General features: G+C 54.9%; 12 protein-coding genes and 2 pseudogenes. 8 read left to right on the forward strand and 6 right to left on the reverse strand.

Annotated features, from left to right (window positions below; genetic code table 11):
* Position 1 precedes the first annotated feature (1 nt).
* Positions 2-598 carry a 3-isopropylmalate dehydratase small subunit gene (gene leuD / locus CJEIK_RS06310; RefSeq protein ID WP_011273736.1) on the reverse strand — a complete coding sequence of 199 codons (597 nt, stop codon included), beginning with the start codon at positions 596-598 and terminating at the stop codon, positions 2-4.
* A gap of 109 nt (positions 599-707) precedes the next feature.
* On the reverse strand, positions 708-2,129 hold the full coding sequence (gene leuC / locus CJEIK_RS06315; RefSeq protein ID WP_011273737.1) for a 3-isopropylmalate dehydratase large subunit: 1,422 nt from the start codon (positions 2,127-2,129) through the stop codon (positions 708-710).
* Positions 2,130-2,187: 58 nt separating this feature from the next.
* On the opposite strand from leuC, the gene CJEIK_RS06320 reads away from it, so the two are divergent.
* Positions 2,188-2,922 (forward strand): IclR family transcriptional regulator, encoded by a 735-nt coding sequence (locus CJEIK_RS06320; RefSeq protein ID WP_005295396.1) that lies wholly within the window; start codon positions 2,188-2,190, stop codon positions 2,920-2,922.
* A 162-nt stretch (positions 2,923-3,084) separates the two neighbouring features.
* On the opposite strand, the gene CJEIK_RS06325 is transcribed toward CJEIK_RS06320, so the two are convergent.
* Positions 3,085-3,363: a hypothetical protein gene (locus CJEIK_RS06325; RefSeq protein ID WP_005295398.1), complete on the reverse strand. Its 279-nt coding sequence runs from the start codon at positions 3,361-3,363 to the stop codon at positions 3,085-3,087.
* 123 nt (positions 3,364-3,486) lie between these two features.
* On the opposite strand from CJEIK_RS06325, the gene CJEIK_RS06330 reads away from it, so the two are divergent.
* The 3 genes and pseudogenes from CJEIK_RS06330 to CJEIK_RS06340 all read left to right on the forward strand — a co-directional run.
* Entirely contained in the window at positions 3,487-4,179 is a 693-nt protein-coding gene (locus tag CJEIK_RS06330; RefSeq protein ID WP_005295400.1) for a DUF1707 SHOCT-like domain-containing protein, read from the forward strand.
* A 261-nt stretch (positions 4,180-4,440) separates the two neighbouring features.
* Positions 4,441-6,141: a DUF262 domain-containing protein gene (locus tag CJEIK_RS06335; protein ID WP_005295402.1), complete on the forward strand. Its 1,701-nt coding sequence runs from the start codon at positions 4,441-4,443 to the stop codon at positions 6,139-6,141.
* 392 nt (positions 6,142-6,533) lie between these two features.
* Positions 6,534-6,872: pseudogene (locus CJEIK_RS06340) on the forward strand (IS110 family transposase); the annotation flags it as partial.
* A 32-nt stretch (positions 6,873-6,904) separates the two neighbouring features.
* On the opposite strand, the gene CJEIK_RS06345 reads toward CJEIK_RS06340, so the two are convergent.
* Positions 6,905-8,130 (reverse strand): IS3 family transposase gene (locus tag CJEIK_RS06345; RefSeq protein ID WP_115597273.1). Its coding sequence is split into 2 segments (ribosomal slippage): positions 6,905-7,854 and positions 7,854-8,130, totalling 1,227 coding nucleotides; the frame shifts between segments, so codons are not numbered across the junction.
* Between the two features lie 125 nt (positions 8,131-8,255).
* Positions 8,256-9,527 carry an MrcB family domain-containing protein gene (locus CJEIK_RS06350; RefSeq protein WP_011273740.1) on the reverse strand — a complete coding sequence of 424 codons (1,272 nt, stop codon included), beginning with the start codon at positions 9,525-9,527 and terminating at the stop codon, positions 8,256-8,258.
* 362 nt (positions 9,528-9,889) lie between these two features.
* Between CJEIK_RS06350 and CJEIK_RS11405 the strand changes: the two genes are divergently transcribed.
* Both CJEIK_RS11405 and CJEIK_RS11410 read left to right on the forward strand, forming a co-directional pair.
* The gene (locus tag CJEIK_RS11405) at positions 9,890-10,105 is read left to right on the forward strand and encodes a hypothetical protein (RefSeq protein ID WP_439647595.1); all 216 of its coding nucleotides are present in this window, start codon (positions 9,890-9,892) and stop codon (positions 10,103-10,105) included.
* Between the two features lie 408 nt (positions 10,106-10,513).
* Positions 10,514-10,822, forward strand: a pseudogene (locus CJEIK_RS11410) (integrase core domain-containing protein); the annotation flags it as partial.
* A gap of 96 nt (positions 10,823-10,918) precedes the next feature.
* Here the strand turns inward: CJEIK_RS11410 and CJEIK_RS06360 are convergent.
* Entirely contained in the window at positions 10,919-11,596 is a 678-nt protein-coding gene (locus tag CJEIK_RS06360; protein ID WP_011273743.1) for a CAP domain-containing protein, read from the reverse strand.
* 282 nt (positions 11,597-11,878) lie between these two features.
* Between CJEIK_RS06360 and CJEIK_RS06365 the strand changes: the two genes are divergently transcribed.
* Entirely contained in the window at positions 11,879-12,778 is a 900-nt protein-coding gene (locus CJEIK_RS06365; RefSeq protein ID WP_034965020.1) for a restriction endonuclease, read from the forward strand.
* 333 nt (positions 12,779-13,111) lie between these two features.
* Entirely contained in the window at positions 13,112-15,127 is a 2,016-nt protein-coding gene (locus CJEIK_RS06370; RefSeq protein ID WP_005295424.1) for a site-specific DNA-methyltransferase, read from the forward strand.

Raw genomic sequence — 15,127 nt, forward strand, 5'->3', positions numbered from 1 at the left:
GCTAGCTGGCGGGGATGGTGCGTGGCTTGAAGCTGGCGCGCTGGGATTCGAAGGCCTCGATGGCTTCCTCGTTGCGCAGGGTCAGGCCGATGTCGTCCAGGCCTTCCATCAGGCGCCAGCGGGTGTAGTCGTCCACGTCGAAGCCGAAGGTGTGGGTACCCAGGGTGACGGTGCGGTCCTCCAGGTTCACGGTGATTTCCGCGCCCGGCTGCTGTTCCAGCAGCTTCCAGATCAGCTCAATGTCGCTTTGTTCCATCTGGGCGGCCAGCAGGCCTGCCTTCCCCGAGTTGCCGCGGAAGATGTCCGCGAAGCGGGAGGAAAGAACCACGCGGAAGCCGTAATCCATCAGCGCCCAGACGGCGTGCTCGCGGGAGGAGCCAGTTCCGAAGTCCGGGCCGGCCACCAGCACGGAGGCGTTCTTGTAGGGCTCCTGGTTCAGGATGAACTCCGGGTCCTTGCGCCAGCCGGCGAACAGGCCGTCTTCGAATCCGGTGCGGGTCACGCGCTTCAGGTAGACGGCGGGGATGATCTGGTCGGTGTCGACGTTAGAGCGGTTCAGGGGTGCCGCCACGCCAGTGTGGGTGTTGAACTTTTCCATGGTGTTCTCTTCTGCTTTCTGCTCCCCCACCTGCTATTTAGGTCGCTGGCGGGGAGGCTCGAAAAAAAAATTTTTGGGCGGGTCTTGTGCGGGTATCTAGCGGTCTGTTTTACAGATCCGCCGGACCTGCAAGGTGGCCCGTCACGGCGGTGGCGGCGGCAACTGGCGGGGAGACCAGGTGCGTGCGCCCGCCCTTGCCCTGGCGGCCTTCGAAGTTTCGGTTGGATGTGGAAGCCGAACGCTCGCCCGGGGCAAGCTGGTCCGGGTTCATGCCTAGGCACATGGAGCAACCTGCGGTGCGCCACTCCGCCCCGGCGTCAATAAAGATCTGATCGAGCCCCTCTTCTTCCGCTTGCATCTTCACCCGCGTGGAGGAAGGAACAACGATCATGCGCGTGCCGTCGGCGACGGTGCGGCCCTTGAGGACGTCCGCGGCGGCGCGCAGGTCCTCGATGCGGGAATTGGTGCAGGAGCCGAGGAAGACCGTGTCGATCTTGATGTCGCGCAACGGGGTGCCGGGCTGAAGGTCCATGTACTCCATGGCGCGTTCGGCGGCGAGGCGGTCGTTGTCGTTGGTGAAGTCCTCCAGCTGCGGGATTGCTTCCGCCAGTGGAAGGCCTTGGCCGGGGTTGGTTCCCCAGGTGACGAAGGGGGTCAGCGCGGAGCCGTCGATGTGGACGACGGTATCGAACTGCGCGTCGTCGTCGGTGCGCAGGGACTTCCAATACTCCACGGCTGCGTCCCAGTCCGCGCCCTTCGGCGCGTGCGGGCGGCCTTCGAGGTAGTCGAAAGTCACCTGGTCGGGGGCGATCATACCCGCGCGGGCGCCGGCCTCGATGGACATGTTGCACATCGTCATGCGGGCTTCCATGGACAGCTTCTCGATGGCCTCGCCGCGGTACTCGATGATGTGCCCCTGGCCGCCGCCGGTGCCGATCTTGGCGATGATGGCCAGGATCAGGTCCTTGGAGGTCACGTCCGGCTGCAGTTCGCCGGAGACCTCGATGGCCATGGTCTTGAAAGGCTTCAGTGGCAGGGTCTGGGTGGCCAGGACATGCTCGACTTCGCTGGTGCCGATGCCCATGGCGATGGAGCCGAAGGCGCCGTGGGTGGAGGTGTGCGAGTCACCGCAGACGACCGTCATGCCGGGCTGGGTCAGGCCCAGTTGCGGGCCGACGGTGTGGACGATGCCCTGTTCAATGTCGCCCATGGAGTGCAGGCGGATGCCGAATTCTTTGGCGTTGTCGCGCAGGGTAGATACCTGCAGGCGGCTGGTGGGCTCCTGGATTTCCTGCAGGTCGCCGGTCTTCACGCCGATGGTGGGCACGTTGTGGTCCTCGGTGGCGATGGTCAGATCCGGGCGGCGGACTTTGCGGCCGGCCTGTCGCAGGCCGTCGAAGGCCTGGGGCGAGGTAACCTCATGAACCAGGTGCAGGTCGATGTACAGCAGGTCGGGTCCGCCGTTTTCGCCCGCTGCGACGATGTGGTCGCGCCAGACTTTTTCCGCGAGGGTTAAGGGTTGGTTCGTCACGGTCTCTCCTCTGTGTCCGCTATACAGTTCCACTGGATGGAATGTATAGTATCAAATCATGGGACACAATACGGAAATTCCCGCAACTAGCGGCATTCAAGTTTTGGACCGAGCGATCTTCATCCTATCGGTCATCGCAGCAGAACCTCGCAACCTTTCCGACCTGTGCGCCATCACGGGCCTGCCGCGCGCCACTGCGCACCGTATCGCCGTCGCACTGGAAAAGCACCGGTTGATCGAGCGCGGGGCCGACGGTGCGTGGGTCACTGGCCCAGCCCTGTCCGAGATGGCACCGTCTACCTCTTCTCGTTTGGAGGACGCCGCAGAGTTCATCCTCCCCGACCTCATGGCAAAGACTGGCGAGTCCGTGCAGCTATATCGCCTTTCCGGAATGGAACGCGTGTGCATCGCCAACGCCGAACCCGCCACCGGTCTGCGCGATACCGTGCCGATTGGTCACCGCATGACATTGAACGCGGGCTCCGCAGCCAAGCTGTTGGTTGCCTATGCGCCGGAGGCATTCCAGAACCAGGTTTTGCCGGACGCCGCGTACACGCGCGAGGACTTGGAGAAGATTGCCGACGAAGGGATCGCAGAATCCTCCGCCGAGCGCGACCCCTCCCTGGCTTCGGCCTCCGTGCCGATCTTCGGGTCGGATATGCCGAACCGCACAGTCATCGCCTGCCTTTCCATCTCTGGCCCCGTGGCGCGCATGGGCGACCACCCGGCGGAGAAGTTCGGCGCGGACTTAAAGGAATCCGCCCGCCAGCTGGAGAACCTGCTGCGGAAGTAGCTACTCCCCGAGACCGTTTGGGGTTCCGTGTGGACCCGCGACGGCCTGGCCCGCCGCGACCGCAGCCTGCTGCCCTGTCGGCTATGAAGGTCGCCCAGGAGATCTTGGTCGCGGAGCTCGGCCCGCTGGAGAACGACGACAAGTAGCGGCGGGCTGGATGCGCTAGGTCCGTGGCAGCTCACGCCACTCCACGGTCAGCTCGCTGGCGCCGTGGGGTTCCCCAGCCTCGGCGCGTTCGGCTAGGAACTCGTAGAGGTTCTGAGTGCCGTCCTCGATTCCGTCGGCCACGTCCTCGCCGGCGGAGGTGATGTCCACCAGCGCCGGGCCGGACGTATCGGTGGGGTTGGCCAGTTCGGCGCCCCAGCCGCCCTCACCCCGCCGGCCGTCCTCATCCGCAGAAAGGGTACGGAGCCAGGCTTCGGCTGAAGTGTGGGCGTCCATACCAAAAACAGCGGCGCGGACAGTGGCGGGCGTGCCATCGTTGCCGGGTGGGGTGCCCCAGAGCCAGTCCAGGTTTACGCGATATGGGGAGAGAATGGGGGACTCCTTTAGTAGGGTAAAAATATGAGCGATTACAAGGACAAGCGCTGCACTGACCAGGAACGATCCGCCGCTGTGGAGGTGCTGTCCGGTGCCATGGCCGATGGGCAGTTGACCCTCACGGAGTTCGACGAGCGGTCGGGCAAGGCGCATGCTGCGACCCAGCGTAGCGAGTTGGTGGACTTGCTGGATGATCTAGTGGACGAGCCTGCGGGGTTGCTCTTTGGACCTGGCGCGAGCACTGCGGTTGCGCACCGCGCGCCGAGTGACGCGGAGTGGACTGCTCACCAGGCTTCGGACGCCCAACGCCACCGCGAAATGGTACTTGCGCGGTCGCGTTCACTGGTGACTGGCGGGGGCTCCGAGACGGGCTTCAGCCTGGCGATATTCGGCGGGGTGACGAAGGCGGCGTGGCAGGTGCCGAAGGCTCACTGGAACTTCAATATTTTCGGAGGTTCGGACTTTGACCTGCGGGATTGCCGATTTAACGATCCGGTTACCACGCTGTGGCTGAATAGCTGCTTTGGCGGTGCGGATGTTCTGGTGCCGGAGGGCGTGCGTATTGAAATGGGTGGCCTAGGCATTTTCGGCGGCAACGAACTGGTGGTGGAGAACGGCGCGATCCACCCGAATAGCTTGCCGGAGGACGCTCCCCTGCTGTTGATCCGCGGGCTGTCGATCTTCGGCGGCGTGACCGTGAAGGTAGTGCGGGGTTAGGTGCAACTTAGAACAGTCACACCGTCAGCCAAACCGAAGAAACCTTGCACGATAGCCAATTAAGCTCCTTCTCGAGGTAAGTCAAGCTATAAATCAGCGAAACCCCGATTTTCAACTACCAGCAAGAACTAGGTTTCCGCAAGAACCAACTCGCGACAAAACAACCCCCGAGAAAAACTTTTAAGGAGAGTACACTGCCAACGATTCGACTTCGGGGTAAAATTGATACCAGTCTTAACTAACGAACCACCTGGAGCACCAATGACAAGAACTACGAACTTCGACCACGACACGCTCGCCCATCTACTGCAAGACAGGAAGCTGTCAATCCCTGATTTTCAGCGTAGTTACTCCTGGACCGAGGAAAACGTCGATGACTACTGGAACGATATTACACGCGCAATGGAGGATCAGGAAGACTATTTCCTAGGAACAGTAGTCCTTGCCGATATCAACCAGTCAGACGGAAGACAATTCATAGTCGACGGACAACAAAGAATAGTAACAACCGCACTAACCCTGTATTCCATTAGCCGAGCTGTAGGTGAACTCGGTAAAGAAAAAGCACAGAAAAAGATTTTTAGCGATTTCATCGCAGACTATGACCTCGAAAAAGAAAAAGAGGAAGCTAAGCTACAACTAAGCAGAGACGACCAATTCTACTACGATAGAATAATTAATGGCGCATCTTTAGATGAGCTCATTCAGGAGTCCAAAAATGATCGAAACAGGTCAAATCTAATTAATGCGTACGCAAGAATAACGGAACAGATTGAAATCTATAAAGGGAAAGATCATGCATATGAAAAACTAATTTCCCTCAAAAACTTTCTTGCAAAAGACGCCCAAGTTCTATTGGCCGTTGCCTCCGGACTTTCTGAAGCCTATGTCATTTTCGAGACCCTTAACGATCGCGGAGCTGCCCTTACTACCGCAGATCTTTTAAAAAATTTCTTCCTCAGCTCCGCCGGCGACGATAAGGTGGCAGACGCTTTGAAAGCTTGGACGACAATCGCCTCATACTTCGACAAATCCGACGAGCTGGTCAAATTCATTAAGGCAGACTATACATCACGGTGGGGTCAAGTAAAGAAAAAGGATCTATATAAAGCCCTTCAAGCAAAGCTCGAAAGAAAAGGAGATGCTACCTTAGATTACCTCCGGAATCTTGAAAGCTCATTAAAGATCTACGACGCACTACGCTCTTTTGATTCCCCGTATTGGTCGAGCATTTCCGAAGATGTAAGAGATGAGATCATTGCACATCGTCGCTTCGCCCTAGAAGCTCCCAATGCAATGTTCCTTGCTGCACTGCGAAATTGGAGACCCAAAGAGTCTACCAAACTCATCAAAATTGCTACCACTTGGTCCATCAGGGCAGCCCTTTCAGGAATAATGGGTGGCGGAACAGCTGAGAGAATTTATGGCGATGTTGCTGCTAAGATCGACGCCGGAGAACTTAAAAATGCCACAGATGTAGAAGCGTGGTTCTTTGACAAAAACTTCGTTCCATCCGATAATCAATTCCGCAGCGCTCTGCTCACCGTTAACGATAAAAGCATGAGCCGAGTCAAGTATCTGCTAGCTAAGATCGAACTCGCATACTGGAAACGCATCGGAAAAAATGTGGAGTCTTTCCCTTCCTGGGACGCAAAGTCTATCACTGTCGAGCATATCGTAGCGAACTCCAAGAAGATTGCCGTCGATATAAATGATAATAGAAGTGTCGTCAAGGAGTATCAGCATGCACTTCCAAATTTGACGCTTTTTGAACGTTCACTCAATAATGCAGCAGCCGATGCCGAATTTTCCATTAAGAAGGAGACTTATAGAGAATCTGGGTTCGAGTTGACAAAAAAGTTATATGACTTGGACTCATTTGAGGACCAGGAAATGGAAGATCGCTGTGAAATGATTTTGGATCTTGCTCTAGAGGCTTGGCCGTTCCCCCACAAGCGATGAAAGCCCTAGCGGCACTATTAGAACACCTGACAATCTGTGGTCAAAATACGTACAATCGAGTTTCATGCTATGAGGGTTGGTCTAACCTTTATAATGACAGCAGATTCAAATGGGCATTATGATGGGTACACTAGAATAAAAAATCATAGCCCCGTTACCTTGTGAGCGTCCCTGATAATGGGGATAGTCGCTGGTCCCGGTATGGCTTACTTGCCCTGTAGTTTCCATAATCCGGGAGTGTTGCCGCCGGGTGCCAGGACTTTCGATGACAGCTGATAGGGACACGGCCAGTTTCAAACTAGGTCTCTTTGTAACGTGGGTGCTTGCAACGAAGGTCATGACGCCAGCGACTGGAACAACGCCATACCCATCTCGTTTTCTAGGAGCTCATCATGTCTCCGGAGCATTCCATCGACATATTCCTTGGCCTAGACGTCGGCAAATCTGAACACCACGCCTGCGCCTTAGACCGTGATGGCAACAAGGTCTTCGACAAACCGTTGCCCCAACTCGAATCCGAACTAGCAGGCGTTTTTCACCAGCTTCAGGAGCTTGGAACCGTGCTCGTGATCGTCGACCAACCCAACACCATCGGCGCACTACCGATTGCTGTAGCCCGGGACTGCGGCTGCGAAGTCGGATACCTGCCAGGTCTTGCGATGCGCAAAGTCTCAGATCTCTACCCAGGACGTGCAAAAACAGACAAACGCGACGCATTCATCATCGCCGACACTGAAGCGTCCAGGGTTTAGTTCCGCTTCTTTTACGACCCTGTGTTGATGGGCTCGGTGAGATAGTACTCGGTTTCCACTTCCTGTGGGGTGGCGTAATCCAATGCTTCGTGAAGTCGCTTGGTGTTCCACCAATGAACCCACCGCAAGGTGGCCAGTTCAACTTCTCCGACCGATGTCCACGGACCTTGGGCATGAATCAATTCTGCTTTGTAGAGACCATTAACCGTTTCGGCGAGAGCGTTGTCATAAGAATCACCGACCGTTCCCACACTGGGCCGAATTCCGGCTTGCGCCAAGGCCGTGGAATACTTCAACGACACGTACTGACTACCCCGGTCACTGTGGTGAATCAGCTGGCTTCCATGAACCCGGCCGGCCGCCGTGAGAGCATGCTCCAACGCCTCCATCGGCAGCGCATCGGTACGCATCGTCGAGCGAGTGGCAACACCAACGATTTTCCGGTTGTAGACATCCACGACAAACGCGGTGTAGGCGAAGCCAGACAAAGTACGAACGTAGGTAATGTCGGACACCCACAGCCGCCCAGGGGCCTGGGCACGAAAGTTGCGTTGAACCACATCGGGGCGACGATCCGATACTTTCGCACTCATCGTTGTTACTGGATTACGCCCACGGCGCCGACCGCTGACACCCGCTAGGTTCATCAGGCGTGCGGTCTTATCGCGGCCGATAGGAAAGCCCTCGCGGTTCATCGCGTGCCACATCTTGCAGATTCCGTAAACCGAGAAATTCTCTGCATGCACACGCTGGATCTCTGGGATAAGCAGGCTATCACTTAAAGCCCTCGCACTGGGCGCACGTGTAGTGGCTTTACGGTAGCCGCGTGAGGTGATGAATCCACGATCTGCCTGTTTCAAAACACGGCAGATGGCCTCGACCCCAAATTGCTCCTTGTATTCATCGATGTAGGAGATCATTTGGTCGTGGGTCGGTCGAGTTCCGCTGCGAAAAAAGCCCAGGCAGTCTTGAGGATTCCATTTGCTCGTTTCAGCTCGCGGTTTTCGCGGCGTAGCCGTTTGAGCTCTTCTTCCATGGTTTCACCATCAGAAGGTGATGTCTGCTCTTCGGCTGCGATGCTGTCGCGGTACCAGGCGCGCAACGTGTGGTGGGACACGCCAAGGAGTTCGCCGACTTCCTCGTAAGCGCGTTGCCGTGAACAAGACTCCAGACGCACGATCTCATGGATTTGACGAACCGCCTTTTCCTTGAATTCGGCGGAATACTTTCTGGGCATAGTGCCAATCCTTCCTCAGCAGAGGTAGGAACTAAACCCAGGACACTTACCATAGCCAATCTCACCGCGCCACATACCCTGAACAATTTGCGTGATAAGACCGTTCATTTATGGAATCGATCAAACTAATCTTGAACTAGATCGCTTACAGCGCCATGTGCCTTATAAGTTGTAGGCATCAGCTCCACCGAATCGCGGATGTCTCCGTAGAGAATATATAGACCCCATGCTTCTCGCTGTGCGGAAAGGTTATATACTCTATAGAGGGCATAATTTCCGGCGTTTTCGCCAGAGAATTGAACTTCATTCTTGCTCAGAAAGAAGCTTTCTCGAATAGATCCTGTTGTCGCCTTCACTTCGATAAACAGCTTCTCGCCCTCCTCAGTAAATGAGAGGATATCGTATCCAGCGCCGTCGCCGTGTTCAGTCGACTCATGTACAATCTTTTGCGCCAAGTCATTTCGGTTCGCCAACCTTAACTTCTGCCGCTCATAGTCTATAACGGCCTCTTCAGCTAGTAATCCAATCTTCTTTTGGCGACGTTGCTTAGCTTCATAGTCGACTTTACGAGCTATTCGCTCCTCGCCTTCGCGAATTGATCGAAGAGCATCCGGAGCTTGCTGCAAACTCAACTTCGCAGCTGCTCCAGATAGCAATCTATCGTTTAGACTAGCGTCTTCAGTATCGTTCTTCTCTTCTAGCTTTCTTGCTCCAGGATTTTGTTCCGAATTGCTAGTTCCTGACACTTCAGTTTCAAGATTGTGGCCAACGATGCTGTTCGCGATAATTTCAGCATTTTTTTGGTCGAATCCCTGAGTTCCAATCTTCCCTTTTAACTCCCGAAATACCCCGATAAGATTACGAAGGTCACTGACCATTTTGAAATCTTCAGGAAGATCGTCGGCGGGATAGTATTTTCCACATATGTGCCCCAACTCGTAACCACGAGGTCGCTGTTTACCTTCTGCCTTTAGGTCGATCGATTTGGTTTCAAAATCGCTTAGAGATGATGCTAGTTCTCCCCTCCAATACCCGGCAATTCTCTTTATATAGTCGCTCCCTAGCTTAACGCCATACTTGTTCTCAAAGTGAGCCCACCCCTGATTTAATGATAGATACACGCCGCTCATATCAGCATTGAATAGATAGATAATGTCGTAGCCATGCGTCGGTGTTGAAGTAATTGACTTATCTAACACAGACAACCATGGAATTTGCGCCCACGCACCCTGACCCGCCGAGCCAGATACCTTGTATATGTCTGTTTCAATACCTACATCAGTTATTAAAGTCTGGACAGCTTCTTTACGTATATAGCTAGCTAATGGATGGCCAGCAAGCTTTTGCGTTTTCGCTTGCCCATAATCAGATAAAATTTTCGAAAATATATTCTTCATATCTTAGGTTCCTGTTCATTAGTGTCTCTTAGTCCTCCAAGGCATCGATCTGGAATTTTACCTTCGTCTAGATGCCAACTATCGTTTGATATCTTACACGCATGCACTCTTCTATGATCGGTTTTTCACATCACCCCAGCCTTACGACTTTCATGTTCCGATAAGGTCTGTAAAGCAAGTATCCCTGCAACCTTGAATCGTCCTGGGTTTAGTTCCTACCTCTGCTAAGGAAGGATTGGCACTATGCCCTAAAAGTATTCCGCCGAGTTCAAGAAATGGCGGTCCACCAAGTCCATGAGATGGTGCGTCTTGTGTCTTGTTGACGGCAACACGCTTACGAGGAAGTCGGAGAACCCCTTGGTGTGTCCCACCACACGTTGCGCGCCTGGTACCGCGGCAGCATCGCAGCCGAAGATCAAGCAGCACCAACAAGCGGCGAAACCATGGAAGAAGAGCTCAAACGACTACGCCGGGAAAACCGGGAGTTGAAACTAGCAAACGGAATCCTCAAGACTGCCTCGGCTTTTCCGCAGCGGAACTCGACCGCCCCACGACCAAATGATCTCCTACATCGATGAACACAAGGAGCAATTTGGGGTCGAGACCATCTGCCGAGTCGTTAAACAGGCAGATCGTGGATTCATCACCTCACGCGGCTACCGCAAAGCCACCACACGCGTTCCCAGCGCAAGAGCCTTAAGCGAAAGCCTGCTCATCCCAGAGATCCAGCGTGTGCATGCGGAAAACTTCTCAGTTATGGCATACGTAAAATGTGGCACGCGATGAACCGTGAAGGATTTCATATCGGCCGTGACAAAACCGCCCGGTTAATGGAATTAGCAGGTGTTTCCGGCCGCAGACACGGACGAACCCCAATTACCACGTTCAGCCCTATGGTGCCGGATCATCGTCCGGATCTTGTGCGCCGAAACTTCCGTGCACAAGCACCAGACGTTCACACCCCATCAGGATTCGCCTACACCGCGCTAGCGGAATCCGGAGTTCGGTCAAGTGTGGGAACTGTCGGCGATTCTTATGACAATGCTCTAGCCGAAACAGTCAACGGTCTCTACAAGGTGGAACTGATTCATGCCCAAGGCCCGTGGACGTCGGTCGGAGAAGTCGAACTGGCCACCTTGCGGTGGGTGCATTGGTGGAACACTAAGCGGCTTCACGAAGCGTTGGACTTCGACACCCCAGGAAGTGGAAACCGAGTACTAGCCCACCTAGCCCATCAACACAGGGCCATAAAAGAAGCGGAATCAATTCCAGGACGCTGCCAGCCGACTGGGTAAAATCCCAGGCGGCTAGCAGCCCTGCCCGAAAGCAACACGGCCAAACAACCCCTGCTGAGCCACACGCGAGGTTGACAAACTATTTAGGAACACTCCCTACCGGCACATGATCAGAGTGGAATAGTAGGCTCCATTACCGAACTTGGTCGACAGCCCAATGTCCTTATATTCGGAGACCAGCATTGTCTGATTGTGCCCGGGCGAATTCTTCCATGCATTCATTAAGTCTTCAGCACTAGGCGCGGAGTAATGCATCATGAGGTTTTCCTGGCATACCCTGCCAGAGATCTTCGGGCCATGATTGTAATTTTGAGTCCTAGCCATCGTGGACGACCAACCATCAGCATAGCTGTTCAGAGTATCTTCGTAATGGATGGGTTTCTTCGGATTAATCGTATTCCCTGGAAAACCATTAGCCGCCCGGTGAGCTCGCAACTGACTAATGAAATCTGAACGAAGATTTGCCAGGTATGCACGTTCATCAGTTGGGGGGTTCGTGGCCGTACCACCAGAGTTTCCGGAGCTATTATTTCCTCCCGACTTATTCATCACTGCGGAAACGATTGTGACGATCAACGCGATAACTCCGAAGCTTACCGCGCTAAGGATTCGAGGATCCAACTCCAGACTTAGCGCCGGAGGCGCGGGCACACCTTGAGCTGAAGTGGATACGGTCTCTGCACGCACTTCAGGCTCGTCAACAGCGTGCACTCCGGCAAAAACAAGACCGACCGAAAGCCCGATTGACAGAGCTTTCTTCGTAGTTTTGCGCATTCTTTAAATCCTCCAACACTGTTCAACGACCAACCGAGCAAACAGGAGGTTGATCGAAAAATCGTTCCCCGAGTGCTGCGAGAAACGGATCTGCGCAGCCACTCCAAAGGGGAACCCTACAATAACTGATCTTACATTCCCCTTAGGGGAATCATGGCTTATTTTTACCATAGGTAAAGTTAGCTTGAACACATCCGGCGTTCCCTCTCGCGTGACCACATACTTTGGGAGAATCATCAACATGGAAGCTGAAAACCCAATGGATCGTTCACTGAACTAGGCATACCCACCCACCAGCAACTCGTCGTTCCGATTGTGGAAGCGGTGAACCGCTTAGGAGGATCGGCAAAAGTCAGCGAGATGGCGGAGGAAGTATTGGAACTGATTCCAAACTCCGAGGAAATTGTGCTTGCGACGTATCCGAACAGGCCGAACGATTCGGTCCTCATTGAGCGCATTGGCTGGGGCCGAGCCACGGCTAAACGGATCGGTGTTCTCGAACAACCAGACCGGGGTATGTATCTACTCACAGATGACGGCGAACAGCTTCTTAAACTGTCTGATGATCTTGCATATGAGAGAGTCCGAGAACTTGATCGGGAAGCTTATCGGGCAAAGCGAAAGCTGAGAAAGCAAGAGGAAGATGCCGTTCCCCTGGAGGAAGAAGACGATGTTCCTGACCAGGAGATCCTGACAGAGTCCAACGAAGAGGCCAAGGACCGTGATTGGAAGAGCCAACTGCTGATTCGGCTACACGAGCTCACTCCTGAAAGCTTTGAAAAGTTTGTCATCTATCTACTGCGCCGATACGGCTTGCAGCTTCAGCACACTGGTGCTTCTGGGGATGAGGGCGTCGATGCGATAGGCACTGCACCACTGAGGCCGGTTCTTTCCTCGCGCGTAGCTGTACAGATCAAACGCTATGCACCGGAGGGTAAACCTATTGGGCGTGAAACCGTAGCGCTATTCCAACGTGGCGCACAGACGAAGGGCGCGGAGCGGGCGATCATTGTGACGCTCAGCCGCTTTACAGACCCTGCTCGGAAGGCGGCAACCTCTACGGTTCCGACGGTTGACTTGATTAGCGGCGACCGCCTCGCAGAACTCATCCGCGCGGATGGGGAATCTGGGGTGAAGCTACGCCCGACGGTAGATCCACGATGGTTCGATAAATTCGACTGATTGCGAACAGCCGATTGATTGCATCAACTATTCGAAGCGGCAGTGCCCGTCGAACTCGCATCACGAGCGGCGGATCCTCATGTAGTCCTTAGGGCTCGCGTGAACTTTAGAGAGGTTCAGCTCTGCCTTATCGCGGGCGTCTGTAAAGTGAGTGTTCGCTCCACGTCAGCCCTAGTAACGTGTGTTGTCTTCGTGCGGCTCAACAGGTGGAAACCTTTCCAAGCTGAAAAGGAGTAGTCGGCGCCCGTGCGCCAGTTTTCCTACCGCGTGAGCGTCCCCGACTATTCTAAGAAGTGACAACACGCACGGTGGTTATTAGAGAAGGAGACACAGTTGAGCAAACAACAGCGTCTTGAACTTACCTGGACAAACAAGGACAAGGCACTCATTCCCACCGAGCATGGACGCTACGGCTACACCTGGGTAGATCCGCGCGACCCGAGATACTGTGAAACCAGAGTCTTGTCGGTCGACGAAACGGTCACCGGGACGAGGGCAGACAAAGAGGAAGACACCACCTACTCCGAGCGTGCTGACCTGGAGCCACAGTCTGACAATTTGCTAATTCTGGGCGAGTCTGGCGACGTACTCGAAGCGCTGACGCGCATTCCGGAGTGGTCAAAGAAGTACGTCGGAAAGGTCAAGTGCATCTACATTGACCCGCCGTTTAACACTGCTCAGACCTTCGCAAACTACGAGGACAACCTCGAACATTCCGTGTGGCTGACCATGATGAGGGACCGCCTGCTGCACTTGCGCGATTTGCTAAGCGAGGACGGCTCCATTTGGGTTCACCTGGATGACGTAGAGAACCACAGGATGAGAGTGCTGCTTGACGAGGTGTTTGGGAGCGGGAACTTCGTGGCGGAAGCCATCTGGCAGAAGGCATATTCTCCCCGAAATGACGCTTTAGCCTTTTCCGTGGATCAAGATGTCATCATCGTGTACTCAAAGTCCCCGGGCTGGCAGTCAAACAAGCTTCCCCGTCTCGCCTCTCGTGATGCCTTATACACAAGCCCAGACGGTGACAGCCGTGTGTGGATTTCCGCCGACCCGGCAGCCCCGCACTCGGTCGATAAGAATGGTCGTCAAGTTTCCGCAGTCTACGGGGTGCAGAACCCGGTGACCGGTGAAATGATTTACCCCGCAAAGAATCGACAGTGGGGAAAGAGGCGTGCTGACTTCCATGAATGGCTGAATGAGACAACCTACTATCGGGATGAGGTGAGACCCGACCTAGATAAGCGAAGCCGGGCAACTGGGATACCCGTTAATCAACTCCGCTCAGACGTTCCTGATCTTGTCGTTGACGGGCCACTCCTTAAAGTTCCCGAGGGTGAAAGTCTCTATGGGGCTTCTCCGCTCCCGCGTCTTTACTTCACCGATGGAGGGAAGGGAGGCCTCAAATTGAAGCGTTACCTTGACGAGATTTCTCAGACCCGAGCCCCACAGACTCTCTGGCTGCACGAGGAGGTTGGACACAACCGCACCTCTAAGGCCGAGATGAACGCCCTTTTCCCAAACACCGCCGCCTTTGCAACCCCAAAGCCTGAACGCCTACTTGAACGCATCATCCACATCGCCACCAACCCCGGCGACATCGTCCTCGACGTGTTCGCCGGTTCGGGAACAACCGCAGCGGTCGCTCAGAAAATGGGCCGTCGCTGGGTGACCTGCGAACTGGTGGAGGACACGTTCAACCGTTTTACTCGCCCGCGCCTTGAAAAGGTCATTAACAACGAAGACCAGGGTGGAATCACTGTCCAGAAGGAAGAACGAGCGGACGCAACCGAAGACGGTTTGCCGGAAGGCTTGACTCCAGAAGAAGCGCAGAAGTTCACGTCTTTGCTGAATAAGGCCATCAAGAACGACGACGAACTCAAAAAGAACCCCGCGGTCAAACAACTCAAGAAGATGACCAAGACCAAACCTGTCAAGGGGGTCGTCAATTGGCGGGGCGGTGGTGGCTTCCAAGTCGCTCATCTTGAGCCGCCCTGTTACGACTATGACCCCGAGGTCGCTTTGACCACCCTGACCGAGCATGCCACCGGCAACCTGCTCGTGCGTTCTGTGGCGGCACAGCTTCGCTTTGCACTCACCCCCGAAGACCTGTACTTCGACGGCAAGCGTGGCCGCGAGCACCTCGTCGTTGTTGAAGGTGTGCTTGACAAAGAGAAGGTGGGCGAGGTTATGGCCCACCTCCCAGAAGGACACTCTGTCCTGTTCGCGGCAACTGTGGTCGATGACTTCGCCCGCGAGCATGTCCGCGGGTTCAAGAACGGCTCGCGGGTCGTTCACGTCCCGCTCGAAGTCTTCCCGTACTCCGACGCTGCCGAGGAGGAGAAGTAA

The organism is Corynebacterium jeikeium (genome assembly GCF_028609885.1).
Lineage (GTDB): Bacteria > Actinomycetota > Actinomycetes > Mycobacteriales > Mycobacteriaceae > Corynebacterium > Corynebacterium jeikeium.

What these genes read in the sequence shown, in the direction of transcription:
- leuD (WP_011273736.1), bottom strand. Translation starts at nt 598, where the DNA reads ATGGAAAAGTTCAACACCCACACTGGCGTGGCGGCACCCCTGAACCGC.
- CJEIK_RS06335 (WP_005295402.1), top strand. Translation starts at nt 4,441, where the DNA reads ATGACAAGAACTACGAACTTCGACCACGACACGCTCGCCCATCTACTG.
- CJEIK_RS06320 (WP_005295396.1), top strand. Translation starts at nt 2,188, where the DNA reads ATGGGACACAATACGGAAATTCCCGCAACTAGCGGCATTCAAGTTTTG.
- CJEIK_RS06325 (WP_005295398.1), bottom strand. Translation starts at nt 3,363, where the DNA reads ATGGACGCCCACACTTCAGCCGAAGCCTGGCTCCGTACCCTTTCTGCG.
- CJEIK_RS06360 (WP_011273743.1), bottom strand. Translation starts at nt 11,596, where the DNA reads ATGCGCAAAACTACGAAGAAAGCTCTGTCAATCGGGCTTTCGGTCGGT.
- CJEIK_RS06330 (WP_005295400.1), top strand. Translation starts at nt 3,487, where the DNA reads ATGAGCGATTACAAGGACAAGCGCTGCACTGACCAGGAACGATCCGCC.
- CJEIK_RS06350 (WP_011273740.1), bottom strand. Translation starts at nt 9,527, where the DNA reads ATGAAGAATATATTTTCGAAAATTTTATCTGATTATGGGCAAGCGAAA.